The sequence below is a fragment of the Streptomyces sp. 11x1 genome (assembly GCF_032598905.1).
GTDB lineage: Bacteria > Actinomycetota > Actinomycetes > Streptomycetales > Streptomycetaceae > Streptomyces.
In genome coordinates this window covers 2,988,478-3,013,840 of sequence record NZ_CP122458.1, presented here as the reverse complement: position 1 = coordinate 3,013,840, position 25,363 = coordinate 2,988,478, and the positions used below count along the sequence as shown (strand labels likewise).

The following is a 25,363-nucleotide window of genomic DNA, read 5'->3' as shown; positions in this document are numbered from 1 at the left end:
CTCTCTTGTCGCGGCCATTGTCACCTGGGCGCAATGGACGGCCGCAGGGCGGGGCGTACGGTGTTCTCGACAGACCGGCAGCCCGGGGCGACACTTGTGCGGCTCCGGGCCCCCGGAGCAGGCCCTGGGAAGTCCTAGAGGAAGGTGTCCGCGTGCCCCGCCGGAGAATCGGCTTCTGGTACCGCCTCGCCGCGGTGATCGCCAAACCACCCCTGGTGGTGCTGATCAAGCGGGACTGGCGTGGAATGGAGAACATTCCGGCCGAGGGTGGATTTATCACTGCCGTGAACCACAATTCGCATGTCGATCCCTTTGCGTACGCCCATTATCAGTACAACAGCGGCCGGGTTCCGCGATTTCTCGCGAAGAGCGGTCTCTTCGGCAAGGGATTCATCGGCGCCGTCATGCGCGGCACCGGTCAGATCCCCGTCTATCGCGAGAGCACCGACGCGCTGAGCGCGTTCCGGGCCGCGATCGACGCCGTGGAGCGCGGCGAGTGCGTCGCCTTCTACCCCGAGGGCACCCTCACCCGCGACCCGGACGGCTGGCCGATGACCGGCAAGACCGGTGCGGCGCGGGTCGCCCTGCAGACCAGGTGCCCGGTGATCCCCGTCGCCCAGTGGGGCGCCAACGAACTGCTGCCGCCGTACGCGAAGAAGCCGAACCTCCTGCCGCGCAAGACCCACCACGTCCTCGCGGGCCCGCCCGTGGACCTCTCGCGCTTCTACGGCCGGGAGATGAGCCCCGACCTGCTGAGGGACGCGACGGAGGTCATCATGGCCGCCATCACCCACCAGCTGGAGGAGATCCGCGGCGAGAAGGCCCCCGCGACGCCGTACGACCCCAAGCGGGAGCGGATCGAGCAGCGGCGCAGGAGCGCCCGGGCTGTGCTCGACAATGGGAAGCGGCAACAGCACAGCCCGGTCCAGCGGGCCCAGGAACATCAGGAAGAGGGGCAGGGCAAGTGAGCAAGCCGGTCAAGGCGGCCGTGTTCAGCGCCGGTTCATGGGGTACGGCCTTCGGTACGGTGCTCGCCGACGCCGGGTGCGAGGTCACCCTGTGGGCGCGCCGTCCGGAGGTCGCGGACGCGATCAACTCCACTCGGACCAACACCGACTACCTGCCGGGCCTGGAACTCCCGCAGAACGTGCGGGCCACCACGGACCCGGCCGAGGCCGCCGCCGACGCCGATTTCACGATCCTGTCCATCCCCTCCCAGACCCTGCGCGCCAACCTCGCCGAATGGGTGCCCCTGCTGGCCCCCGGCACGGTCCTCGTCTCGCTGATGAAAGGCGTCGAACTCGGTTCCGCCATGCGGATGAGCGAGGTGATCGAGGACGTCGCCAAGGTGGGTCAGGACCGCGTCGCCGTCGTCTCCGGGCCCAACCTGGCACGGGAGATCGCCTCCCGCATGCCGGCCGCCTCCGTGGTCGCCTGCACCGACGAGGCGGTCGCCCAGAGGCTCCAGACCGCCTGCCACACGCCGTACTTCCGCCCGTACACCAACACCGACGTCGTCGGCTGCGAGCTGGGCGGCGCGGTGAAGAACGTCATCGGTCTCGCCGTCGGCATCGCGGACGGCATGGGCCTCGGCGACAACGCCAAGGGATCGCTCATCACCCGCGGTCTCGCGGAGACGACCCGGCTCGGTCTCGCGATGGGCGCCGACCCGCTCACCTTCTCCGGACTCGCGGGCCTCGGCGATCTGGTGGCGACCTGTTCCTCGCCGCTTTCCCGCAACCACACCTTCGGCACCAACCTCGGCAAGGGCATGACCCTCCAGGAGACCATCGCGGTCACCAAGCAGACCGCCGAGGGCGTCAAGTCCTGTGAGTCCGTGCTGGACTTGGCCCGCCGGCACGGTGTCGACATGCCCATCACCGAGACGGTCGTCGACATCGTCCACGACGGCAAGCCGCCGGTCGTCGCCCTCAAGGAAATGATGTCGCGCAGCGCCAAGCCGGAGCGACGCTGAGCGAAAGCGACCGTTCGGGCACTGACTCGCGCCCTACCACCGGGTACTCTCGTCGCGATATGAGCAGCGAGAACCTCCCCCAGAGCCCTGAGCAGCCGTCCCGCAAGCCGCGCGTGGCCGTCGTCTTCGGCGGCCGCAGCTCGGAACACGGGATCTCCGTGGTCACGGCCGGCGCCGTACTGCGAGCCATCGACCGGACGAAGTACGACGTCCTGCCGATCGGCATCACGCGGGACGGCCGTTGGGCGCTCACCGCCGACGAACCGGAGCGGATGGCGATCACCGACCGCCGTACGCCGAGCGTCGAGGAGCTCGCCGAGTCCCGGGAGGGCGGCGTGATCCTGCCCGTCGACCCCGCCAACCGCGAAGTCGTCTACAGCGAGCCCGGTTCGGTGCCCAAGGCCCTCGGCGAGGTCGATGTCGTCTTCCCCGTCCTGCACGGCCCGTACGGCGAGGACGGCACCCTCCAGGGCCTTCTGGAACTCTCCGGCGTCCCGTACGTCGGCTCGGGCGTCCTCGCCTCGGCCGTCGGCCAGGACAAGGAGTACATGAAGAGGGTGTTCACCTCCTTCGGGCTCAAGGTCGGCCCGTACGTGGTGATCAGGCCGCGCGAGTGGCAGCTCGACGAGTCGGCCGCCCGCAAGAAGATCATCGATCTCGCCGGTGAGCACGGCTGGCCCCTCTTCGTGAAGCCCGCCCGCGCGGGCTCCTCCATCGGCATCACCAAGGTCGACGACATCGTCGGCCTCGACGAGGCCATTGCCGAGGCCCAGCGCCACGACCCGAAGATCCTGGTCGAGGCGGCCCTGCGCGGCCGGGAGATCGAGTGCGGCGTCCTGGAGTTCGAGGACGGCCCGCGCGCCTCCGTCCCCGCCGAGATCCCGCCGCCCGAGGCCCACGCCTACTACGACTTCGAGGCGAAGTACATCGACTCGACCCCGGGCATCGTCCCGGCCCCGCTGACCCCGGAGGAGACCGCCGAGGTCCAGCAGCTCGCGGTCGACGCCTTCGAGGCCGCCTCCTGCGAGGGTCTGGTGCGCGCCGACTTCTTCCTCACGGAGGAGGGCGACTTCGTCATCAACGAGATCAACACGCTCCCCGGCTTCACACCGATCTCGATGTACCCCGCGATGTGGAAGGCGAGCGGGGTGGAGTACGGCGAGCTGGTGGACCGCCTGATCCAGGCGGCGCTGCACAGGTCGACGGGCCTGCGCTGACCCGAGCCCCACAAGGGGCGCGGGGCTGTGTCGATGTGCGGCTCCGCCGCGTGGGCGCGACCAGCCACGACGGCGTCGCAGCCTCCAGACGGCCTCCTGAGGCACCCCCTCAGGAGGCAACCCCTTCAGGAACCGCCTTCTTGATGGCGGGCGCCAGCCCCACCAGGATCGGCGAGGTGTCGTCCCTGGCCCGATCCGCGGTCACCGACACCTCCACATACACGGAGCGATTGGCCGTGGTGAAGCGGTAGGCGCCCCCGTCCCGCTTCTCCATCAGCCAGTCCACCCCGTCGACGGCCCCGGCGACCGCGTCGGCGTCCCGTCCCTCCGCCACCCCTGGGTCGACCATCTTGGGCGGCCGGGGCACCCCACAGCGCAGTATGATCACCGCGTCGCCCCAGCCCGCCGTCAGCGAGGAGGCGGGCTGAGGATCCCGGCGGCCGAGACCGTCCACCGTCCGCGGCAACACCTCGTCCAGGTTCCGGCACAGTTTCGTGGCGGCGGCCCCCGGGCTGGGAACCGCCGCCGAGCCGCTGTCGTCTGCTGAGGAGCAGCCCGCGACGGCGATCAACGAAACAGCCAGGACGGGCAGCCCGCGACGAGCGGGGCCCCGGTGACGCAACGAGTTCACCGGGCAAGGGTAGACGGGGGCTACAGGTGAACGACCGGGCAGGTCAGGGTACGGGTGATCCCGTCCACTTGCTGGACCTTCGCGACCACCAGCCGGCCGAGGTCGTCGACGGTGTCGGCCTGGGCGCGCACGATGACGTCGTACGGGCCCGTCACGTCCTCGGCCTGGATGACCCCAGGGAGCTTGCTGATCGTGTCGGCGACGGTCGACGCTTTGCCGACCTCCGTCTGGATCAGGATGTACGCCTGTACCACGGAACCTCCAGGGCGGCCACGAGGATCATGTGGATCATGTCGGGAAAAGGAACGCCACGGTATCGCGTCGCCGAGCGCCAGGGGGAGACCCCGGGGGGCCGCGCCGCACGCACCGGGGTGCGGGGACGACGGAAGTTGACGGTCCACTCGACCGTACCGAGGACGAGAACGGCCCGCGACCGGGCGCCTGTGACACTGGAAGCGGCACAAGAAGGGGCGATACGACGATGAAGGGCACCGTGGGAGAGCTGGGGGAGTTCGGGCTCATCAGGGAGCTCACCTCCCGGCTCACCACCACCCCGGCGGTCCGGGTCGGCCCCGGCGACGACGCCGCCGTGGTGGCGGCGCCGGACCGCAGGGTCGTGGCGAGCACCGACATCCTCCTGGAGGGGCGGCACTTCCGGCGCGACTGGTCCACGGCCTACGACGTGGGGCGCAAGGCCGCCGCGCAGAACCTCGCGGACATCGCCGCCATGGGTGCCGTGCCCACCGCGCTGCTGCTCGGCCTGGTCGCGCCCGTCGACCTGCCGGTGACCTGGGCCACCGAGCTGATGGACGGCCTGCGTGACGAGTGCCAGGTGGCCGGAGCTGCCGTGGTCGGCGGTGACGTCGTCCGCGGTGACACCATCATGATCTCGATCACCGCGCTCGGTGATCTGCGCAACCACGAGCCGGTGACCAGGGCGGGCGCCCAGCCCGGCGACGTCGTGGCCGTCACCGGCTGGCTCGGCTGGTCCGCCGCCGGGCACGCGGTGCTCTCCCGGGGCTTCCGCTCGCCGCGCGCCTTCGTGGAGGCCCACCGGCGCCCCGAGCCGCCGTACCACGCGGGCCCCGCCGCGGCCGCCCTCGGCGCGACCGCGATGTGCGACGTCAGTGACGGGCTGATCGCGGACCTGGGACACATCGCCGAGGCGAGCAAGTGCCGGATCGACATCCGCTCCGGTGCGATCGACATCCCCACCCAGATGCACGACATCGGTCAGGCCGTCGGCGTCGACCCCCTCCAGTGGGTGCTCACCGGCGGCGAGGACCACGCGATCGTGGCCACCTTCCCGCAGGACGTGAAGCTGCCCGCGCGGTGGAAGGTGATCGGCGAGGTGCTCAACCCCTCCGCGTTGCCGCAGGTCACCGTGGACGGGGCGCCCTGGACCAGCAAGGGCGGCTGGGACCACTTCGGGGACATCGAGTCATGAGTCCGGCTCCCCCGCGGGTCCTGACGGTGGCCGGGTCCGACTCCGGGGGCGGGGCGGGGATCCAGGCCGATCTGAAGACGATGCTCGCGCTCGGGGTGCACGGCATGAGCGTCGTCACGGCGGTCACCGCGCAGAACTCCCTCGGTGTGCGGGGCGCTTGGGAACTGCCGGTGGAGGCGGTGCGCGCGCAGTACCGCAGTGTCGTCGACGACATCGGCGTCCAGGCCGTCAAGACCGGCATGCTCGCCTCCGCCGAACTCGTCGAGACCGTCGCCGATTTGCTGGCCGCCACGGACGCGCCGGTCGTCGTCGACCCGGTGGGCGTCTCCAAGCACGGCGACCCGCTGCTGGCCGCCTCCGCGCTGGACTCCGTACGGACCCGGCTGCTGCCGGTGGCCACCGTGGCGACGCCGAACCTCGACGAGGTGACCCAACTCACCGGGGTCACGGTCGAGTCGGAGGCCGGTATGCGCGAGGCGGCCGAGGCCGTGCTGGCGTACGGGCCGCGCTGGGCCCTGATCAAGGGCGGCCACCTCCCCGGGGAAGCCGTCGATCTGCTCACCGACGGCTCCGAGGAGCACTGGCTGCGGGCCCCCAGGTACGACAACCGGCACACCCACGGCACGGGCTGCACCCTCGCGTCCGCGATCGCCTCCCACCTCGCCCTGGGACGGACCGTGCCGGAGGCCGCCCTGGCCGCCAAGGAGTACGTCACGGGGGCGATCGCCGCCGGGTTCGCGCTCGGCGGGGGGATCGGACCGGTGGACCACGGGTGGGCCCTCGGGCGGGGCGCTCGGCCGGCTTGATCCGCGGTGTGTCAGGGACAGCAAAAAGCCGGTCCACTCCAGGTGGACCGGCTCGATGCAGCGAACCAGCAGTGGCCGCGCGCTTAGCTGTGCGTCAGCGCGAGACCTTGCCGGCCTTGATGCACGAGGTGCAGGCGTTCACGCGCTTCGGCGTCCCGCCGACCACGGTACGGACGCGCTGGATGTTCGGGTTCCAGCGACGGGACGTACGGCGGTGCGAGTGCGAGATGTTGTTGCCGAAGCCCGGCCCCTTGCCGCAGACGTCGCAGTTGGCAGCCACGGGTCACTCCAAAGACTTCAGATGCACTTACGGATGATCCCGGCAGGCCGGGATCGAGATCAGAGATCTGAGTGGCGTTGCCAGGGGAATGGCCCGATGTGGATCGGGCAACCGGAGCAGCATACAACGACTGCGCCAGTACAACGAAACTACCATGGCTGCTCAGGAGCACTGCCCCGCCCCCTTCCGGCGGACACCCCTCCAAGGTCTACTCTGCGTCCATCCCAGCAGCTCAAGGAGGCGCAGGTGCCGCAGGTGCCGCAGACATTCTTCGATGCTCTCGCGGTGCGCACCTGGTGCGGACTCGCGCTGGCGGCGCTGGGACGCGCGCGCGAGGAGATCGACGCGATCAACGTGTACCCGGTGGCCGACGGCGACACCGGCACCAACCTGTACCTGACGATGGAGTCGGCCGCCGGGGCCGTCGAGGCGGTGTTCGCGGGCCACGAGACGGCGGGTCCGCCCGTCGGGGAAGGGCGGTACGCCGGAGGGGGCCCGTCCGCCGGAGCGGGGCAGCCCACACTCGCCGAGGCCGCGCGGGCCATGGCGCACGGCGCGCTCATCGGTGCCCGGGGGAACTCCGGGACGATCCTCGCCCAGCTTCTGCGGGGCATGGCCCAGGTCCTCGCCGACGACGGCGAGGCGCCCCGCACCGACGGCCGGGGGCTGCGGCTCGCCCTGCGGCACGCCGCCGACTCCGCCCGGGACGCCGTCGCGCACCCGGTCGAGGGCACGGTGCTCACGGTAGCCTCCGCCGCCGCCGACGCGGCCGGCGACGCCGAGGACGACTGCGGGACCGTCGCCCGTGCCGCCTACGAGGGCGCCGGCCGGGCCCTGGCGGCGACCCCCGCCCAGCTGGCCGCCCTGGCCCGCGCCGGCGTCGTGGACGCGGGCGGACGGGGCCTGGTGGCGGTGCTGGCGGCGCTGGTGGAGACGTTCACGGGGGAGGCGCCGAGGGCGGTGGCCGTGCCCGCTGTGCACGCGCGCGTGGCCGTCGCCGAAGCCGTGGCGGAGGTCTGCGACGGGGACGACCGGCCCGAGGCGGGCGGCCCGGCCTTCGAGGTGATCTACCTCCTGGAGGCGGAGGACGCGGCGGTGGCCCGACTGCGGCGGTGCCTGGACGAGCTCGGGGACTCCCTCGTCGTGGTCGGCGGCGACGGGCTGTGGAACGTCCATGTGCACGTCGACGACGCGGGGGCGGCCGTGGAGGCCGGGGTCGAGGCCGGGCGGCCGTACCGGATCCGGATCACCCACTTCGGGGCCGAGGACGCCCACATGACCGGCGAGGCCGGGCGGCAGCCGCGCGAGCGCGCCCAGCGGGCCGTGGTGGCCGTCGTGCCGGGGGAGGGGCTGGCCGGGCTCTACGCCGAGGCCGGCGCGACCACGGTGCTGGCCCGGCCCGGGGAGCCGCCCGCCAGCGGCGAGCTGGTGGAGGCCGTACGACGTGCCCACGCGCGTGAGGTGGTGCTGCTGCCCAACGACGCGGATCTGCGGCACACTGCGGCGGCCGCCGCCGAGCAGGCCCGCGCCGAGGGTGTCCGGGTCGCCCTCATCCCCACCCGCTCGGCCGTCCAGGGCATCGCCGCCCTCGCCGTCCACGAGCCCGACCGGCGCTTCGACGAGGACGTCGTCTCCATGACCTCCGCCGCCGGTGCCACCCGGTACGCCGAGGTCGTCATCGCCGAGCGTGAGTCCTGGACCATGGCGGGCATCTGTCAGGCCGGTGATGTCCTCGGTCTCGTCGACGGGGATGTCGCCGTCATCGGCTCCGACGTGACGGTGACCGCGGCGGCGGTGGTCGACCGGATGCTGGCGGCGGGTGGTGAGATGGTCACGCTGGTCCTGGGGGACGAGGCGCCCGCGGAGGTCGTGGAGCACGTGGAGGCCAGGGTGCGTGAGGGGTATCTGGCGGTGGACACGGTGGTGTACCGGGGTGGGCGGCAGGGGGCGTTGCTGCTGATCGGAGTGGAGTAGCGACTCCTTCGCCCCCGCCGCCCCGGACCCCGTTCGCGCAGTTCCCCGCGCCCCTAATAGGGGCGCGGGGAACTGCGCGAGAAGCCCCACCAGGCCACGGACGACCGACAAGCGAGCGGGGTCGAAGGGGCGAAGCCGAGAGTGGGGGAGGGACGGGTAGGGGCGGCGGGGGCGAAGGACATCGGAGGCGCCCCCGGCCACTCAGCCCCGCTCCGTCGCCTCCAGCAGCCGCCCCGCCTCCACCCGCCGAGCCACCACCGTCTCCTCGCCGTCACTCCCGTCCGCGAACACGGACAACACCTCCCGGGCCCGCGCGGCCGCCGCAGCACCCCGCCGAAGGTCCACCTCCAACCACCCCGCCGCCAGCTCCGCGGCGGTACGCGCGTCGACGAAGTCCGGCCCCAACGACCCGTACACCGACACCGCCCGCTCGACGAACCCCAACGCCTCCTCGAAGACCGGCCCGAACGAGGCGAGTTCCGCGTCCTCGGCCACGGACCGGGCGAGCAGGTCGCCGAACTGCCGGTAGGTCTCGCCGAGCTCCGCGAAGATCCGCCGCCGGTTCTCCTCCCCGGTCACGTCGGACAGGGCCGCCTCGCAGCCCGCCACCGCGTCCCCCATCAGCTCCCGGGCCTCGTCCAGGTCCGCGGGCCCGGGAGCCTCACCGCTCTCCCGCGCCGCGTACCACGCCCGCGCCCGCAGCGCCCGCACGTACCCGTGGACGTTGCCCAGCTCGCCCCAGAGGTCGACCGCGCGTGCGTACGCCCGGTCGGCGTCGGCGGACAGCCCCGCGCGCGCCAGCGCCTCGGCGGCGAGATGGGCGAGCATGGCGTGGTCGCGCTGCTCGGGCCAGTGCCGGGCGATGTCGGCGGCCCGCAGCCAGCGTTCCGCCGCCTCGCGGTGCTCGCCCAGCTCGGTGTGGCAGTCCCCGAGCCACCACAAGGTCTGCGCGACCGCCCCGTCCCCGTGGGTCTCGGCCGTGAGGTCGGGGAGCGCCGACTCCAGCACCTCGGCCGCCTCCGCCCACCGCCCCAGCCGCAGCAGGAACCCGCCGAGCAGGTGCCGGGCCCAGGAGCCGAGCGTCGGACCCTCGCCCGCCTCGTCGGCCCAGTGCGCCGCCTCCAGGGCCTGCTCGGCGGCCTCCTCGACCCGTTCACCGGAGCCCAACAACTCGGCCAGCTGGAGGCGCAGCTGGGCGTGGCCCACCAGCTCCAGCTCGGACCCGCCGTGCTCCAACGCCGCCCGGGCCGCCCGCTCCGCGGTCGCCAGGTCCCCCAGGTGGTGCGCCACCCCGGCGAGCCGCGCCTCGTACTGCACCGCGAACCACGGCAGCCCCGCTGCCACGTACCGTTCCGCGGCCTCCGCGAACAGTTCGGCGGCCGTCTCGGCGTCACCGCCGCGCGCGGCCAGTTCCCCGAGCATGCCCCGCGCCTCCGCGGCCCGCGAGGCCAGCCGTACGTCCTCCGCGCGGCGCGGCTCGACGAAGTCCGCCAGCTCCCGCACGGCCTCCTCGGCCAGGGCCACCGCGTCGGCCTCCTCGGACTCGTGCGTCCGCTGCACGAGTATCCGTGCCCGCCCGACCAGCACGGAGGCCGTCTGCGGCGCGCCTGTCCCGCCGGCCGACCAGAGGGCGAGGATCCGCTCGTACGGCTCGACCATCAGCTCCACGGCGGCGTCCACCTGGCCCGTGAGGGCGTGGACGTTCGCGGCACGCGCGCGTGCCGCCAGTGCCTCGCCGGGGTCGCCCGCCGCCTCGTACATGTCGGCCGCGCGTTCGAAGAGAGGGCGGCCCTCCGGCCCGAGGCCGATCGCCTCGTGGTCCACGATCTCCGCGCGGTCCCAGGCGTCCAGCTCCGCGCCCTCGGTGTCGGCGGCCCGCGCCACGGCGGCCCAGGCCTCGACGGAACCGGGGTGCAGGGACGCCGAGAGCCGCCGCGCCTCGGCGAGGAGCGCGGGCAGGCCCTGGGGAGCGGCGGCGGTCTCCGTGTTCTCCCCGGCGGCGGGCTGCCGGGGCGCGGGCACGGTCACGGCGGTCCGCTTCGCGCGCACGCCCAGCGGCAGCCGATCCAGCAGGGGGCGCCGGTCCATCCGCTCCCGAACGTGCGTGCTGACGTACGCCGTGCCGTTGCGCGCGTCGAAGAGCGCGGCCAGCGCGAAGGCCTCCTCGCGCGCGTGCGAGGCCAGTTCGCGGGCGGTCCACTCCCGGCCGGCGGGACCGGGGACGCTCTGCTCGCCCAGCCCGCGCGCGGTGAGGCGGTCCATGAGCAGGGCCACCACGCTCAGGTAGTCGAGCTTGCTGCGCGGGTCGCCGGAATCGGTGAAGTACGCCGGACGCTCGGCCAGCAGCTCCAGGCCGCGCGCCTCGTTGCCGGTCAGGGCGCAGAACTCCACATGGTCCGCGTACGCGCCCCGCATGCTCTCCATGGCCCGCACCATCCGGAAACCCCGCAGATGGTGGGCCCGCGCCTCGTCCGGGCGCCCCAGGCGCAGCAGCGGCACCAGCGAGGACGCGAGGACGGTGTGCGGCTCGTGGGCGCAGGTGTACTCGCCCTCCAGGACCGGCGCCCACAGCTCCAGCGCCTCGGCGTCCTCCCGGCGCCGCGCCCGCCACCAGCCCTGCCCGTGCAGCTCGCAGGCGTGGCAGTCGGCCATCGTGTCCCGGTCGGCGGCCAGCCACGCCCCGTACGCCCGCTCGGCCCGCTCCAGGTCACCGATGTGCGCGGCCACACTGAACTCGGCGCTGCGCACGGCCCGTTCCGAGTGCCCGGCGAGCCGGTAGCGGTGCTCCATCTCGCCGAGCCACTTCTCGATGGAGGCCAGCGGAATGTGCGGCTGGTTCAGCATGCCGGCCGACATCCACTTGAACACCCAGTGCAGGGAGTGGATCTCGTACTCGTCGAAGTCCTCCGGCCGTTCGTCCCACATGCGCAGCAGGCGCGCGAAGGGGACGAACATCTTGGCTTTCTCGGAGCTGTAGTTGTAGACCTTCAGCTGGTGCCCGAGCGCCTCGATCACGGCGAGCGGCTCGTTCAGCTTCTCGGCCTCGGCGAGCAGCCGCTCCGCGCGCGCGTTGCGCGCCGGGCCCTCCGGCTGCTCGTGGTTCTCCGCCATGGCCCGGCGGAGTTCGTCGAAGTCCATGGAGTCCACGAGGTCGGTCACCGGCGACCACCCTCCCCGAAGCCCGGACCGGACCCGTTGCCCGGACCGGCCCCCGGATCGGTGTGCGTGGCCCACTCCAGGAGGCCGATGAAGGCGCGGTTCAGGAGCGCCGAGTCGGCGGGTCTGAGCGGCCGCTGGGCCATCAGCAGGGCCTGCCCGTACAGGGACTCCGTGGCCGTACCGATCAGCTCCCGGTCGGTCAGCGAACTGATCCGCCGGACCAGCGGGTTGAGATGGTTGAGCACCAGCCGCGCACGCGGCGCGCTGCCCCGCAGCGAACCCAGGATGCCCGCCCACAGATCGTCGGCCTGCTCCTCCGCCTCCGCCCGTGCCTGCTCGTGCCGGGAGGACCGGTCGTCCAGGTGCAGCGCGGGCACCGAGAGCGGATGGAAGGCTCGCAGCACCACGTCGCAGCCCAGGGGGTCGAGCTTCGCCCGCGCGGCCGACAGGAAGCCCGCCAGCGCCAGCTCCTCGTCCGGGTCCGGCACGTCCAGGTGCGCGGTCACCGTGTCGGCGTCCAGCTCGGCGACCACCGTCCCCGGACGCACGGACGGCAGCGCCTCGACCAGCTCGCTGTCGTACGTGTAGCCGCCGTTGACCACCCCGACGCCCTGCGCGGACGCGATCGGCGCGACCTGCCGGTACTCCTCGACCGTCCGCGTGAAGTGCACCACCGGGTGCCGCTGCGCGAACTCCTCCAGCGACAGCCGCCCGTCGGTGGTCTCGAAGGGCAGCCACGGCAGCATGGTGCGCAGCATCTCCCTGTCGTGCCGCGCCAGCGACTTCACGCCCAGGTAGTGCACCGACAGGAACGCCGCCAGCCGCTCCGGATCACCCGCGGCGAGCCCCGTGAGCCAGCCCCGGATCCGCTCGCCGAGCGCCTCCCGCACGGCCGCCAGCGTCTCGTCCTCGTACAACGACTCCCGCGACGCCGTGGGCCGCAGGCTGTCCGTGTCGAGGACACAGCGCACGAAGAACGCCCAGTCCGGCAGCAGCTGTTCGGCCCGCTCGGTGAGCAGCATGCCCTTCAGATGCACCCGGTGGCTCGCCCGCTGCGCCGGGCTGACGGCGGTCGGCAGGACGTACGCGACGCCCCGGATCCCGGCCAGCGGCACGTCCAGCTCGATCGAGTCCAGCGGCGTGAACCCGAACAGGGCGTGACAGTGCCGGGCCAGGGCCACCCGCCGGCCGGCCGGGGAGGCGTACGCCCGGTCCCAGGGCGCCGGCAGATCGGTGACCGCCTCCTCGCCCACCCGTACGTCGTACGGCAGCAGCGACCCGAAGTCCCGCGCCAGTGTCAGCACACGCGCGGGGGAGAGCCATTCGGCGGCCCCGGGCCGTGCGACCAGATGCACGGTCGTACCCGGTTCGGGGCGCGCCTCGTCGGGCAGTGTCCGCACGGTGTACGAGCCGTCGTCGGCGGCCGTCCACTCCACGGGTGGCGCGTCCGGCGTACGGGCGCTGCGGCTGACCACCCGGATGCGCTCGGCCACCACGAAGCAGGCGAGCAGTCCGATGCCGAACTGTCCCAGGAAGTCCGAGCGGACCTCCTGGATGCCTCCGTCGTCCCGCTTGGAGCTGCGGCCGATCGTGGCGAGCAGGTTGTGCACATCGGTCTCGGTGAGCCCGATGCCCGAGTCCTCCACCCGCAGCGTGCCGGCCTCGGCGAACAGCCGTACCCGGGCGGGCGCGTCGGGCTGCTCGGCGCGGCGCGCGGTGATCGCGTCCACCGCGTTCTGCAGCAGTTCGCGCAGATAGACCTTCGGACTGGAGTACAGGTGGTGCGAGAGCAGATCCACCAGGCCACGCAGATCGACCTGGAACGTGTGAGGCGACTGGGGCGCCTGAGGAGTCTGGGGTGCCTGGGATGACTGTGAGGTCATTGAATCCATCGTCGCAGCGCCGGTGGGAAGGGATTCTGGCGACGGCGGCGGGGTCGGGCGGTCCCGTCGGACGGTGACCGCGGACGGCGGCGGCAGGGCCTGACTGCTGGGCCCCGGGAGTGCGTCATCCTAGGCGCGAACGACCCGCCTGACCAGCGGATTTCAAGGACGTATACGGGATTGTCAGTGGCGTGGTGTGCAATGGATCTCGTGCCCGCGCTCGAAGAACCGCTCAAGAACACGCTCGGCGCCGCCACCGCGAAGGTGATGGCCGAGCACCTCGGCCTGCACACCGTCGGCGATCTGCTGCACCACTACCCCCGCAGATACGAGGAGCGCGGCCAGCTCACCCACCTCGCCGACCTGCCGATGGACGAGCACGTCACGGTGGTCGCCCAGGTCGCCGACGCCCGCCTGCACAGCTTCGCCTCCGCCAAGGCCCCCCGGGGCAAGGGGCAGCGCCTCGAAGTCACCATCACCGACGGCAGCGGCCGCCTCCAGCTCGTCTTCTTCGGCAACGGCGTGCACAAACCCCACAAGGATCTCCTCCCCGGCACCCGCGCCCTCTTCGCCGGCAAGGTCTCCGTCTTCAACCGCCGCCTCCAACTGGCCCACCCGGCCTACGAACTGCTGCGCGGCGACGACGTCACGGAGACCGTCGACACCTGGGCCGGCGCCCTCATCCCGATCTACCCGGCCACCGCCAAGCTGGAGTCCTGGAAGATCGCCAAGGCCGTCCAGACCGTGCTGCCGAGCGCCCAGGAGGCCGTGGATCCCCTCCCCGACTCCCTGCGCGAGGGCCGGGGCCTGGCCAACCTCCCCGAAGCCCTCCTGAAGATCCACCGTCCGCACACCAAGGCCGACATCGAGTCCGCCCGGGACCGCCTCAAATGGGACGAGGCCTTCGTCCTCCAGGTCGCCCTGGCCCGCCGCCGCCACGCCGACACCCAGCTGCCCGCCGTCGCCCGCCGCCCCGCCCCCGAAGGGCTCCTCACCGCGTTCGACGCCCGCCTCCCCTTCACCCTCACCGAGGGCCAGCAGAAGGTCTCCAGGGAGATCTTCGACGACCTGGCCACCGAACACCCGATGCACCGGTTGCTCCAGGGCGAGGTGGGCAGCGGAAAGACCTTGGTGGCCCTGCGCGCCATGCTCGCCGTCGTCGACGCGGGCGGGCAGGCGGCCATGCTCGCGCCCACCGAGGTGCTCGCCCAGCAGCACCACCGGTCGGTGACCGAGATGATGGGGGAGCTGGCCGAGGGCGGAATGCTGGGCGGCGCCGAGCACGCCACCAAGGTCGTCCTGCTCACCGGCTCGATGGGCGCTGCCGGCCGTCGGCAGGCGCTGCTCGACCTGGTCACCGGCGAGGCCGGGATCGTCATCGGCACGCACGCGCTGATCGAGGACAAGGTCCAGTTCCACGACCTGGGCCTGGTCGTGGTGGACGAGCAGCACCGCTTCGGCGTCGAACAGCGCGACGCCCTGCGCGGCAAGGGCAAACAGCCGCCCCACCTCCTCGTCATGACGGCCACCCCCATCCCGCGCACGGTCGCCATGACCGTCTTCGGCGACCTGGAGACCTCGGTCCTGGACCAGCTGCCCGCCGGCCGCTCACCCATCGCCAGCCATGTCGTGCCGGCCGCCGACAAGCCCCACTTCCTCGCCCGCACCTGGGAACGCGTCCGCGAGGAGGTGGCGAACGGCCACCAGGCGTACGTCGTCTGCCCGCGCATCGGCGACGACGTCGACGAACCCGGCGACCCGAAGAAGGCCGGGATGTCCCCGGAGGGCGAGGCCGAGAAACGCCCGCCCCTCGCCGTCCTCGACGTGGCCGACCAGCTCGCCAAGGGCCCCCTCCAGGGCCTGAAGGTCGAGGTCCTGCACGGCCGGATGCACCCCGACGACAAGGACGCGGTCATGCGCCGCTTCGCCGCCGGTGAGACCCAGGTCCTGGTCGCCACCACGGTCATCGAGGTCGGTGTGAACGTCCCGAACGCCACCGCCATGGTGATCATGGACGCCGACCGCTTCGGCGTCTCCCAGCTCCACCAGCTCCGCGGCCGGGTGGGCCGGGGCTCCGCCGCCGGCCTCTGCCTCCTGGTCACCGAGATGCCCGAGGCCAGCGCCGCCCGCCAGCGCCTGGGCGCCGTCGCCTCCACCCTCGACGGCTTCGAACTCTCCCGCATCGACCTCGAACAACGCCGCGAGGGCGATGTCCTCGGCCAGGCCCAGTCCGGCGCCCGCACCAGCCTCCGCATGCTGACCGTCATCGACGACGAGGAGATCATCGCGGAGGCGAGGGAGGAAGCGGCGGCGGTGGTCGCGGCCGACCCGGACCTGGAGCACCTCCCGGCGCTGCGCACAGCCCTGGACGCCCTCCTGGACGAGGAGCGGGAGCAGTACTTGGACAAGGGCTGAGCTGCAGCGCTCCCGAAGGGGCGCGGGAACTGCGCGAGCAACCACGAGGGACCCGCGGTGGCTTACGCCGCTCGGCAGGCACCCCACCAGGCGAACCCGCCGCCGTCCCGCAGCCGCCCACGGCAGAACGCGCCCCTCCCCTCCGACTGCCAGACTGGACCCACAGTCGCCTCCTCCTCACCAAGGACCCAAGATGACCCGCGTGATCGCCGGCGCCGCCGGCGGACGCCGCCTCGCCGTCCCGCCGGGCAACGGCACCCGCCCCACCTCCGACCGCGCCCGCGAGGGCCTCTTCTCCACCTGGCAGTCCCTCCTCGGCGGCCCCCTGGACGGCGAACGGGTCCTGGACCTGTACGCCGGCTCCGGTGCCGTGGGCCTGGAGGCACTCTCCAGAGGCGCGGCCCACACCCTGCTCGTGGAGGCCGACGCCCGCGCCGCGAAAACCGTCCGCGACAACGTCAGATCGCTCGGCCTCCCCGGCGCCGAGGTGAGATCGGGCAAAGCCGAGCAGATCATCCAGGGCCCGGCGCCGGACGAGCCGTACGACCTCGTCTTCCTGGACCCCCCGTACGCCGTCTCGGACGACGATCTTCGGGAGATCCTGCTCACACTCCGTACCGGGGGCTGGCTCGGCGACGAAGCCCTCGTCACCGTGGAGCGCAGCACCAGAGGCGGTGAATTCGCCTGGCCGACCGGTTTCGAAGCCATCAGGGCCCGTCGCTACGGCGAGGGAACGTTTTGGTACGGTCGCGCCGCCTCTACGTGCGAAGACGCACGATGACCGGACCGGAGAGCGAGGGACCTCAAGTGCGCCGTGCCGTCTGTCCCGGGTCGTTCGACCCCATCACCAACGGACACCTCGACATCATTGGCCGCGCCTCCAAGCTGTACGACGAGATCTACGTCGCGGTGATGATCAACAAGTCCAAGAAGGGCCTCTTCGAGGTCGAGGAGCGGATCGAGCTGATCCGCCAGGTCACCGCCGAGTACGCGAACGTACGGGTGGAGGCCTTCCACGGACTGCTCGTCGACTTCTGCAAGCAGCGCGACATCCCGGCCATCGTCAAGGGCCTGCGCGCGGTCAGCGACTTCGACTACGAACTGCAGATGGCCCAGATGAACATCGGCCTGTCGGGCGTGGAAACCCTCTTCGTCCCCACCAACCCCACCTACAGCTTCCTGTCGTCCTCCCTGGTCAAGGAGGTCGCGACCTGGGGCGGCGACGTCTCCCACCTGGTGCCCCCGCTGGTCCTCGAAGCGCTGGCCGAGCGACTGAAGCGGGACTGAAGCGGGACTGAGCGGACGAACGTCCCCCGCTGGCCGTACAGTCGACCCGACCGTCTCCAACACAGCTGTAGAGAGTGGCGAGCACACGGTGGACCACACGGTGGACGTGCAGAAGAAGCTCGACGAGATCGTCTCGGTGGTCTCCGGCGCCCGGGCCATGCCCATGTCGGCCTCGTGCGTGGTCAACCGCGCCGAACTGCTCTCCCTGCTCGACGAACTGCGCGCGGCCCTGCCCGACTCCCTCGCCCAGGCACAGGAGCTGATCGGCGATCGGGAGCACATGGTCGAGCGGGCCCGGCTGGAGGCCGAGCGGATCATCGAGAACGCGCACGCCGAGCGCGGCTCCCTGATCTCCGACACCGAGGTCGCCCGTCGCTCCCAGAACGAGGCCGACCGCATCCTCGGCGAGGCCCGCCGGGAGGCCGAGGAGGTCCGCGCCGAGGCCGACGACTACGTCGACTCCAAGCTCGCCAACTTCGAGGTCGTCCTCACCAAGACCCTCGGCTCCGTCGGCCGGGGCCGCGAAAAGCTCCTCGGTACCGGCCCGGGAGCCGACGAGCGGGGATACGAGAACCCTGAGGACGACGATGCCCCCGAGCGCAGCCATGACCCCGAGACCCTGCGCCGCGACGCGGACGCCTATGTGGACGCCAAGCTCGGCGCTTTCGAGGCCGTCCTCGCCAAGACCCTGGAGGCCGTAGGCCGCGGCCGGCAGAAGCTGCACGGCCGGATCGCCACCGACGACCTCGGCGCCCTCGCCCTGAACGACGACGGCACCTCCCCCCGCCCCACCAGCGACGCCGACTACCTGGCCGAGCTCGCCGCCTTCTCGGACACCCCCGCCCAGCAGTCCCCGTCCGTGCCGGAGCAGCCGTCGTACGGGCAGCAGCAGGACTCCTACGCGGCGACGGCGTACCAGCAGAACCCGTACGGCTACCAGCAGCAGTACGCGCAGCCCCAGCAGTCCGCCGACCCCTACGGCTACCAGCAGGCCGACCCGTACGCGGCCGGGTACCCGCAGCAGCCCGCGTACGACCCGAACCAGGGGCATATGGATCCGCAGGGGCACCCGGACCAGCAGGGGCACCCGGACCAGCAGGGGCACCAGGGGTACGCGCAGCCGCAGGGGAACCAGCTCGACGAGACCAGCCTCTTCGACACCACCATGATCACGGCGGAGCAGTTGCGCCGCTACGAGCAGGGCCGCTGACAGCGGATTGGGCCGATAGCGAAAGGTCCAGTATCCTGGCTCTTCGGTCGCGCGTGCGTTGATGCTGTCCGCAACAGACGCCCGCGATCGAGCGCTGCCCGGAACACCAGGGGCGGCGCCCTCCTCCGAGCTCCGAAGACCGAAAGCAGAAATGGCTCTGAACGCCCGCCTCGACCACCGCAACCCCCTCGTGTTCGACACGCACGAGCTGGGTCGGCGGCCCGGTGCGCAGCAGCGCCTGACGCGTTCGGTCGACGCTCCCAAGGAGCTCGGGATCAAGGGGGTCGTCGGAGTGCCGGAAGGCGCCCCGGTGGAGCTCGAACTCCGTCTGGAGTCGGTCATGGAAGGGGTGCTCGTCACAGGCACCGCTCGTGCCGACGCCAAGGGGGAGTGCGTAAGGTGTCTGGAGCCGCTCGAGCTGGAGCTCGAAGCGGACTTCCAGGAGATGTTCTCGTACCCCGACGCCGATGAGCGGGGCCGCGTGATCGCGGAACCCGACAGCGACGCCGAGGACGACGAGGACAGGCTCTTCCTCGAGGACGGCCTGTTCGACCTCGAACCCGTGCTGCGCGATGCGGTGGTGCTCGCACTGCCGATGCAGCCGGTGTGCCAGGACGACTGCCCCGGCCTGTGCTCCGAATGCGGAGCCCGGCTCGCGGACGACCCGGACCACCACCACGACGCCGTCGACATCCGTTGGGCGGCACTGCAGGGACTCGCCGGTTCACTCGAAGACGGCGAGAAGGACGAGATGAGCGGCGCCGAATCCGGTGTCGACGAGAAGCAGGAGAAGTAGCCGTGGCTGTTCCGAAGCGGAAGATGTCGCGCAGCAACACGCGCCACCGCCGGTCGCAGTGGAAGGCTGCGGTCCCCACCCTGGTTGCGTGCGAGCGCTGCCACGAGCCCAAGCTGCAGCACATCGCGTGCCCGTCTTGCGGCACCTACAACAAGCGCCAGGTCCTCGAGGTCTGAGCGGCTGGTGAGAGGCACTGTGTCCAGCCCCAAGAAGGCGGATGACGCCAAGGCGGAGACCAACGCCAAGAAAAAGGCGGAGAACACAGCCTCGTCCCACACGCTTCTGGAAGGGCGGCTCGGCTATCAGCTCGAGTCCGCCCTTCTGGTGCGTGCGCTGACGCACCGTTCGTACGCGTACGAGAACGGCGGTCTGCCCACCAACGAGCGCCTGGAGTTCCTCGGGGACTCCGTACTCGGCCTCGTGGTGACGGACACGCTGTACCGCACCCACCCCGACCTGCCCGAAGGCCAACTGGCCAAGCTGCGGGCCGCGGTGGTCAACTCTCGTGCGCTGGCGGAGGTGGGCCGCGGGCTCGACCTCGGCTCCTTCATCCGGCTCGGCCGCGGTGAAGAAGGCACGGGCGGCCGGGACAAGGCGTCCATCCTCGCCGACACCCTCGAAGCGGTGATCGGCGCGGTCTATCTCGACCAAGGGCTGGACTCGGCGGCGGAGCTGGTGCACCGCCTGTTCGACCCACTGATCGAGAAGTCCTCGAACCTCGGTGCCGGCCTGGACTGGAAGACCAGTCTCCAGGAGCTCACCGCGACCGAGGGGCTCGGCGTGCCCGAGTACCTGGTCACGGAGACCGGCCCCGACCACGAGAAGACCTTCACCGCTGCCGCCCGCGTCGGAGGCGTCTCGTACGGCACCGGCACCGGCCGCAGCAAGAAGGAAGCGGAGCAGCAGGCGGCCGAGTCCGCCTGGCGTGCGATCCGCGCCGCGGCGGACGAGCGGGCGAAGGCGGCGGCCGAGGCCGTGGCTCTGCCCGACGAGCCCGCGGAAAGTCCTTCGGACACGGCCCCGGCGTAACGGCTCCGCCGGGTGCGGTGCGGTGTGGTGGGGGCGCGTGGTCGGGTGCGGGTGGGTGGGGGCTGGTCGCGCAGTTCCCCGCACCCTGAAAGCCCAGGCCCTGGGGGCCTGGGAAAAGCACGGGGCGCAGCCCCTGCTTTTCAGGGGCGCGGGGAACTGCGCGAGAAGCCCCCACCCACCCGCACCCGACCCACGACCTCACGCCCATTACCTTCTTCGTAGAGCCCGGTTCGGGTTCGTGGCCATCGGGGCCGGTATGACTCTTTGCCCCTGTCCTTGATGATCCGGGGGGTGCTGTCACTGGTCCCGGCGGCACCGGTTGATCGCTGATGGAAGCGTGTCCGCCCATGGGCAGGGCTGCGTAATGTGGCTGCCGATCTCCGGTGTCCCGGCAGGCCACCCATTGTGCCGGGAGGGGAGGGAAAGCCCGGTGACCAGCAACGACTTCCCATCGATCGATGTCTTCTGCGCCCTGGACGTCGGCAAGTCCGAGCATCACGGCACGGCCCTGCTGCGTGATGGCCGCACGGCCTTCGACAAACCGCTGCCCAACAACGAGCCCCAGCTGCGCGAGCTGTTCAACCGCCTGGGGCGCAAGGGGAAGGTCCTGGTCGTGGTCGACCAGCCGGCCTCCATCGGCACCCTGGCGGTCACCGTCGCCCGCGCCTGTGGATGCGAAGTCGCCTACCTGCCCGGCCTGTCGATGCGCCGGCTGGCCGATCTGCACCCCGGCACCGGCAAGACCGACGCTCGCGACGCCTACGTCATCGCCGATGCCGCCCGCACCATGCCCCACCTGCTGCATTCCATCGATCCCGACGAGAGCGTGCGGGCCGAACTGACCATGGTCCTGGGCCACGACGACGACCTCGCCCAGGACGCCACCCGCACCTCCAACCGGCTGCGCGGCCTGCTCACCTCCGTCCACCCCGCACTCGAACGCGTCCTCGGGCCCCGCCTGCGCCACCCGGCCGTCCTGGCCCTGCTGCAGACCTACGGCTCCCCCACCCAGCTGGCCCAGGCCGGCACCGAGCAGATCGCGCAGGTCATGCTCCAGGCCGCCCCGCGGATGCGCAGCGCTCACACCCTGGCCGACCAGATCACCACCGCCCTGGCAGAGCAGACCGTGCAGGTTCCCGGCACAGCCTCGGCGGGGGAGATCGTCTCCGGTCTGGCCGAGGCCCTCGCCGTGCTCCTCAAGCGCCGGGACGTCCTGGAGACGCGGGTCGCCGCACTGCTGGAGGCCCACCCTCTCGCGAAGGTCCTGACCTCCATGCCCGGGGTCGCGGTCAGGACCGGCGCCCGCATCCTGGCCGAGGTCGGCGACGCCAGCGCGTTCCCCACCGCCGCCCACCTGGCCTCCTACGCGGGACTGACCCCCACCACACGCCGCTCCGGAACCTCCATCCGGGGCGAAGGACCACCCCGCGGCGGCAACAAGACGCTCAAACGGGCCCTGTTCCTGGCCTCGTTCGCTTCCCTGAGCAGCCCCGAATCGCGGGCCTACTACGACAGGAAACGCGCGGAGAAGAAGCGCCACAACGCCGCCCTCATCTGCCTCACCCGCCGCCGCGTCGACGTCCTGCACGCCATGCTCAAACACCGCACCCTCTACCAGCCCGGGCACGAACAAACAGCCTGACCAAGCCCACAGCCCTTGACCGAACAGATAGAAGCACCCCCCCACCCCCCGCTCTCCCCGGAGGACCCCGTGCCAGAACTCCCCGAGGTCGAGGTCGTGCGGCGCGGTCTGGAGCGATGGGTGGCCCATCGGACCGTCGCCGACGTCGAGGTCCTCCACCCCCGGGCGATCCGTCGGCACCTGGCCGGCCCGGAGGACTTCGCGCACCGGCTCAAAGGCCATCGCATCGGCGAGCCCAGCCGCCGGGGGAAGTACCTGTGGCTGCCCGTGGAGGACACCGGCATCGCCGTCCTGGCCCACCTCGGCATGAGCGGCCAACTGCTCGTGCAGCCGCACGACGCGGCCGACGAGAAGCACCTCAGGATCCGCGTCCGCTTCGCGGACGACCTCGCCACCGAACTGCGCTTCGTCGATCAACGCACCTTCGGCGGACTGTCGTTGCACGACACCACCCCGGACGGTCTGCCCGACGTCATCGCGCACATCGCCCGCGACCCCCTCGACCCGCGGTTCGACGCGGAGGCCTTCCACCAGGCGCTGCGGCGGAAGCGTACGACGATCAAACGGGCCCTGCTCGACCAGTCGTTGATCAGCGGAGTCGGCAACATCTACGCGGACGAGGCGCTCTGGCGCGCGCGGATCCACTACGAGCGCCCCACGGCCGGTTTCACCCGCCCCCGCACCACCGAACTCCTCGGCCATGTACGGGACGTGATGAACGCGGCCCTCGCGGTGGGCGGCACCAGCTTCGACAGCCTCTACGTCAACGTCAACGGTGAGTCGGGGTACTTCGACCGCTCGCTGGACGCGTACGGCCGTGAGGGACTGCCCTGCCGCCGCTGTGCCACGCCGATGCGGCGGCGGCCGTGGATGAACCGGTCCAGCTACTTCTGCCCGACGTGTCAGCGGGCGCCACGCGTCGCGTCGTAGCGCTCGCGGGACCGGAGCACCTCCTCCATGCGGCCCTCCACGAAGGTGATGAGGGACAGCAGGCGCTCGGAGATCTCGCGGCCGAGCGGTGTGAGGGTGTAGTCGACGCGTGGCGGGTTGGTGGGCTGCGCGTCGCGGTGGACGAGGCCGTCGCGCTCCAGGGCGTGCAGGGTCTGGGAGAGCATCTTCTCGCTGACGCCGTCGACGCGGCGGCGCAGCTCGTTGAAGCGGAGCGAACTCTCGTACAGCGCGCCCATCGTGAGCGCGCCCCAGCGGCCCGTCACGTGCTCCAGGGTGCCCCGCGAGGGACAGTTCCTGGCGAACACGTCGAAGGCGAGGTCGTCGAAATCCACAGCGCCCGTACCCGCGGCGGCCCGCTTGGACGTCACGCCGGTCTGCGCGGCTGATTCCATACCACCGAGGATACTCCGGCACAGCGCTGGCCAGAAGACCGCACTAACTGGTGGTTAGTGGACGGTAGGGGAGGGGGTGGCGGGCCTGCCAGGGGTAGGCGGGCCGGCCCAGGGAAGGCGGGCCGGCCGGACCGGGCGGGTGCCGTTCGGGCCTAGTAGCCGAAGTCCTGCGTCCACCACGGTCCGCCGTCGCCCAGGTGGACGCCGACCCCGAGGGTCTTGAAGTCGCAGTTCAGGATGTTCGCCCGGTGGCCGGGGCTGTTCATCCAGGCCTCCATGACCGCTTCGGCGGTGGCCTGGCCGCGGGCGATGTTCTCGCCGCCGAGGCCGGTGATCCCGAGGGTGGCCGCGCGGTCCCACGGGTCGGAACCGTCGGGGTCGGTGTGGTCGAAAAACCCGCGCAGGGCCATGTCCTCGCTGAACGCCTCGGCCAGTTTCGCCAGGTCGCTGTTGGCCGCCACCGGCTGGCAGCCCGCCTTGGCCCGCTCCTCGTTGACCAGCAGGAGGACCGCGGCCTCGGCCTGGGTCTCGGAGGAGAGCTCCGCCGGAGAAGTGGAGTCCTTCTCCTTGCCCTTCTCCTTCTCCTTGATGGGCTTGTCGGAGGGCTTCTTGGTCTTCTGGGAGCCGGAGCCCTTGTCCGCATCCTCGGCGGGCTTCTTCTCGGACGGGGGCGTCGAGGGGGCCGGGGTGTTCGACGGAGAGGCCGCGCGCTCGGCGTCCCGGCTGGTGGACTCGTCCTCGCGCTGTTGCTGCGCGGCGCCGTCCGTACCGCCCTGCTGAGTGGCCGCACCCGTCGGCGAGCCGGCGGGCACCACCGTCTCGTTGGCGTTGCCACCGCTGATCGTGTACTGGTCGCCGCCCGGCAGCACCCCGGTGGCCACCGCGACGGTGCCGAGGGCGACGGCGGCGGAGACACCGAGGAGACCGGTCTTCACAGGCGTCACGGTCTTCTTCTTGCGGCGGCGCGAGCCACCGTTTCGCGAAGCAGCCTGGGCGTCGGCCTCCAGGAACGCGGCGAACCCGTACAGGTTCTCCGGACCGTAGTGCGGCTCCTCGGGAACGAAGCCCCTGTCAGTGACCCCGGCGGCGCGGCCCCCCCTGGCGGCGCGGCCGGCGGCGGAGCGTCGGTGGCGTCCCATGTCTTGGCCTTCCTCGTCCTTGCGGTGTCCTGCGGTCAACGTTGGGGAGTTCGTCAACGTTGTGATCGTCGTCTTCACGAATCTCACACGAAGGAGTGAGTTTCATATGAGATTCATTGGGTGGGGACGGTACAGCATGGCGCCTGGGGAGGGAGAGACCCGGGAGACATTGGCCCGTTAGCGTGCAGTCATGAGCGAGGATGTACGACTGGTCGCCTGGGTGCGTGGGCGGGTGCAAGGTGTGGGTTTCCGCTGGTTCACCCGGGCCAGGGCGCTGGAGATCGGGGGCCTGAGTGGTTTTGCTCTCAATTTGGCCGACGGGCGGGTCCAGGTGGTCGCCGAGGGGCCGCGCGAGGCGTGCGAGGGACTCCTGGAGTGGCTCCAGGGTGACGACACGCCCGGGCGCGTGGCGGGTGTGACCGAGATCTGGGACACACCGCGTGGGGGGTACGAGGGCTTCGCCATCCGCTGATCCCCCCGAGGGGGTGAGTCGCGCGGGAGCGGAGGGGAGCGCCACCGGCATATGCCAGGAGCATGCACAAACCAGAAATGTGCAGGTGATTGCCAAGACAGGTTTGTCATGGCAGGCTCCGAAGAGAGGAGGATCCCCTCGCTCCGCCGGTCAGGAGAGGTCCCGGAATCACCGCAGCGTCGCCCGTTCGGGGCCGCGCGGCAGAGGGATGCCCGCCATTGCGGGGCGTGATCGTGTTGACCGTCAAACTTTTTGGTGAGACGCTAAAAGCAACCCCGCGCACCTTAGCTGTTTGGCATGAAGACGGCAGCAAAAACTCAACAGTGCCAAGCAATGCGGGTGCGATTCCCTCACGACCCACACCGCTTCGGTCGGTCACTCAGTGTGGAGGACCATCCATCATGGCAAAGGCGCTTCTCGGTTACGTCGGCGGCTCCGACCCGCGACTCCTCGCCGAGATGCGACGGCTCCAGCAGCGTGTCCAGGACCTGGAATCCGAGCTCGGACGCATCCAGGCGGAGAACGACGCGCTGACGGCTGCCGCTTCTCACGACTCGCTCATGGAGCTCGACGCACGCCAGGCGGAGCCTGCGCTCACCTGATCACTGCATCGCACCACGACAGACAGCAGTGGTTGGGCTGCCCGTATCAACCGCTA

24 protein-coding genes are annotated in these 25,363 nt (G+C 71.5%); 17 read left to right on the top strand and 7 right to left on the bottom strand.

Annotation, left to right across the window (positions count from 1 at the left end; translation table 11 throughout):
• Window positions 1–152: 152 nt before the first annotated feature.
• Genes P8T65_RS13050 through P8T65_RS13040 form a run of 3 tightly spaced genes read left to right on the top strand, consistent with a single transcriptional unit; the run spans window position 153 to window position 3,192 of the window.
• Complete coding sequence (locus tag P8T65_RS13050; RefSeq protein WP_230220703.1) at window positions 153–968, top strand: 1-acyl-sn-glycerol-3-phosphate acyltransferase; 816 nt, start codon at window positions 153–155, stop codon at window positions 966–968.
• On the top strand, window positions 965–1,975 hold the full coding sequence (locus P8T65_RS13045; RefSeq protein ID WP_184899790.1) for an NAD(P)H-dependent glycerol-3-phosphate dehydrogenase: 1,011 nt from the start codon (window positions 965–967) through the stop codon (window positions 1,973–1,975). Before P8T65_RS13050 ends, P8T65_RS13045 begins: the two co-directional genes overlap by 4 nt.
• 59 nt (window positions 1,976–2,034) lie before the next feature.
• The gene (locus P8T65_RS13040) at window positions 2,035–3,192 is read left to right on the top strand and encodes a D-alanine--D-alanine ligase family protein (protein WP_316725601.1); all 1,158 of its coding nucleotides are present in this window, start codon (window positions 2,035–2,037) and stop codon (window positions 3,190–3,192) included.
• Window positions 3,193–3,301: 109 nt separating this feature from the next.
• On the opposite strand, the gene P8T65_RS13035 is transcribed toward P8T65_RS13040, so the two are convergent.
• Window positions 3,302–3,823, bottom strand: a complete 522-nt coding sequence (locus tag P8T65_RS13035; RefSeq protein ID WP_316725599.1) for a DUF3515 domain-containing protein — start codon at window positions 3,821–3,823, stop codon at window positions 3,302–3,304.
• A 20-nt stretch (window positions 3,824–3,843) separates the two neighbouring features.
• Complete coding sequence (locus P8T65_RS13030; protein ID WP_033526900.1) at window positions 3,844–4,077, bottom strand: Lrp/AsnC family transcriptional regulator; 234 nt, start codon at window positions 4,075–4,077, stop codon at window positions 3,844–3,846.
• A 227-nt stretch (window positions 4,078–4,304) separates the two neighbouring features.
• On the opposite strand from P8T65_RS13030, the gene P8T65_RS13025 reads away from it, so the two are divergent.
• Both P8T65_RS13025 and thiD read left to right on the top strand, forming a co-directional pair.
• On the top strand, window positions 4,305–5,270 hold the full coding sequence (locus P8T65_RS13025; RefSeq protein WP_316725597.1) for a thiamine-phosphate kinase: 966 nt from the start codon (window positions 4,305–4,307) through the stop codon (window positions 5,268–5,270).
• Window positions 5,267–6,076, top strand: a complete 810-nt coding sequence (gene thiD, locus P8T65_RS13020; protein WP_316725596.1) for a bifunctional hydroxymethylpyrimidine kinase/phosphomethylpyrimidine kinase — start codon at window positions 5,267–5,269, stop codon at window positions 6,074–6,076. The genes P8T65_RS13025 and thiD overlap by 4 nt, the downstream gene beginning before the upstream one ends.
• A gap of 94 nt (window positions 6,077–6,170) precedes the next feature.
• Here the strand turns inward: thiD and rpmB are convergent, their stop codons facing one another.
• Window positions 6,171–6,356 (bottom strand): 50S ribosomal protein L28, encoded by a 186-nt coding sequence (rpmB, locus tag P8T65_RS13015; protein WP_003993230.1) that lies wholly within the window; start codon window positions 6,354–6,356, stop codon window positions 6,171–6,173.
• A 246-nt stretch (window positions 6,357–6,602) separates the two neighbouring features.
• Between rpmB and P8T65_RS13010 the strand changes: the two genes are divergently transcribed.
• Window positions 6,603–8,330 (top strand): DAK2 domain-containing protein, encoded by a 1,728-nt coding sequence (locus tag P8T65_RS13010; RefSeq protein ID WP_316725581.1) that lies wholly within the window; start codon window positions 6,603–6,605, stop codon window positions 8,328–8,330.
• Window positions 8,331–8,531: 201 nt separating this feature from the next.
• Here P8T65_RS13010 and P8T65_RS13005 read toward each other — a convergent pair whose 3' ends face one another.
• Together P8T65_RS13005 and P8T65_RS13000 are read right to left on the bottom strand one after the other, a co-directional pair.
• Window positions 8,532–11,468: a tetratricopeptide repeat protein gene (locus tag P8T65_RS13005; RefSeq protein WP_316731569.1), complete on the bottom strand. Its 2,937-nt coding sequence runs from the start codon at window positions 11,466–11,468 to the stop codon at window positions 8,532–8,534.
• A 17-nt stretch (window positions 11,469–11,485) separates the two neighbouring features.
• Window positions 11,486–13,381, bottom strand: a complete 1,896-nt coding sequence (locus P8T65_RS13000; protein ID WP_316725579.1) for an HSP90 family protein — start codon at window positions 13,379–13,381, stop codon at window positions 11,486–11,488.
• 192 nt (window positions 13,382–13,573) lie between these two features.
• Here P8T65_RS13000 and recG point away from each other — a divergent pair, with 192 nt between their 5' ends.
• The 9 genes from recG (at window position 13,574) to mutM (ending at window position 22,681) form a co-directional block, all read left to right on the top strand.
• Window positions 13,574–15,787 carry an ATP-dependent DNA helicase RecG gene (recG, locus tag P8T65_RS12995; protein ID WP_316725578.1) on the top strand — a complete coding sequence of 738 codons (2,214 nt, stop codon included), beginning with the start codon at window positions 13,574–13,576 and terminating at the stop codon, window positions 15,785–15,787.
• 154 nt (window positions 15,788–15,941) lie between these two features.
• Window positions 15,942–16,568: a 16S rRNA (guanine(966)-N(2))-methyltransferase RsmD gene (gene rsmD, locus P8T65_RS12990; RefSeq protein WP_268270170.1), complete on the top strand. Its 627-nt coding sequence runs from the start codon at window positions 15,942–15,944 to the stop codon at window positions 16,566–16,568.
• A 26-nt stretch (window positions 16,569–16,594) separates the two neighbouring features.
• Window positions 16,595–17,074 carry a pantetheine-phosphate adenylyltransferase gene (coaD, locus tag P8T65_RS12985; RefSeq protein ID WP_184903734.1) on the top strand — a complete coding sequence of 160 codons (480 nt, stop codon included), beginning with the start codon at window positions 16,595–16,597 and terminating at the stop codon, window positions 17,072–17,074.
• 100 nt (window positions 17,075–17,174) lie between these two features.
• On the top strand, window positions 17,175–18,284 hold the full coding sequence (locus tag P8T65_RS12980) for a cell division initiation protein (protein ID WP_316731568.1): 1,110 nt from the start codon (window positions 17,175–17,177) through the stop codon (window positions 18,282–18,284).
• Window positions 18,285–18,435: 151 nt separating this feature from the next.
• Window positions 18,436–19,080, top strand: a complete 645-nt coding sequence (locus tag P8T65_RS12975; protein WP_316725577.1) for a YceD family protein — start codon at window positions 18,436–18,438, stop codon at window positions 19,078–19,080.
• A gap of 2 nt (window positions 19,081–19,082) precedes the next feature.
• Window positions 19,083–19,256 carry a 50S ribosomal protein L32 gene (gene rpmF / locus P8T65_RS12970; protein WP_007493396.1) on the top strand — a complete coding sequence of 58 codons (174 nt, stop codon included), beginning with the start codon at window positions 19,083–19,085 and terminating at the stop codon, window positions 19,254–19,256.
• Between the two features lie 7 nt (window positions 19,257–19,263).
• Window positions 19,264–20,109 (top strand): ribonuclease III, encoded by an 846-nt coding sequence (gene rnc / locus P8T65_RS12965; protein WP_230220719.1) that lies wholly within the window; start codon window positions 19,264–19,266, stop codon window positions 20,107–20,109.
• A gap of 430 nt (window positions 20,110–20,539) precedes the next feature.
• Window positions 20,540–21,751, top strand: a complete 1,212-nt coding sequence (locus P8T65_RS12960; RefSeq protein ID WP_316723618.1) for an IS110 family transposase — start codon at window positions 20,540–20,542, stop codon at window positions 21,749–21,751.
• Window positions 21,752–21,820: 69 nt separating this feature from the next.
• On the top strand, window positions 21,821–22,681 hold the full coding sequence (mutM, locus tag P8T65_RS12955; RefSeq protein ID WP_230220721.1) for a bifunctional DNA-formamidopyrimidine glycosylase/DNA-(apurinic or apyrimidinic site) lyase: 861 nt from the start codon (window positions 21,821–21,823) through the stop codon (window positions 22,679–22,681).
• Here the strand turns inward: mutM and P8T65_RS12950 are convergent.
• Entirely contained in the window at window positions 22,654–23,094 is a 441-nt protein-coding gene (locus P8T65_RS12950; protein ID WP_316725573.1) for a helix-turn-helix domain-containing protein, read from the bottom strand. The genes mutM and P8T65_RS12950 overlap by 28 nt on opposite strands.
• 152 nt (window positions 23,095–23,246) lie before the next feature.
• On the bottom strand, window positions 23,247–24,233 hold the full coding sequence (locus P8T65_RS12945; RefSeq protein ID WP_316725571.1) for a CAP domain-containing protein: 987 nt from the start codon (window positions 24,231–24,233) through the stop codon (window positions 23,247–23,249).
• A gap of 190 nt (window positions 24,234–24,423) precedes the next feature.
• Here P8T65_RS12945 and P8T65_RS12940 point away from each other — a divergent pair, with 190 nt between their 5' ends.
• Window positions 24,424–24,705, top strand: a complete 282-nt coding sequence (locus tag P8T65_RS12940; protein WP_316725569.1) for an acylphosphatase — start codon at window positions 24,424–24,426, stop codon at window positions 24,703–24,705.
• Between the two features lie 401 nt (window positions 24,706–25,106).
• The gene (locus P8T65_RS12935) at window positions 25,107–25,307 is read left to right on the top strand and encodes a hypothetical protein (RefSeq protein WP_005479841.1); all 201 of its coding nucleotides are present in this window, start codon (window positions 25,107–25,109) and stop codon (window positions 25,305–25,307) included.
• Window positions 25,308–25,363: the final 56 nt, after the last annotated feature.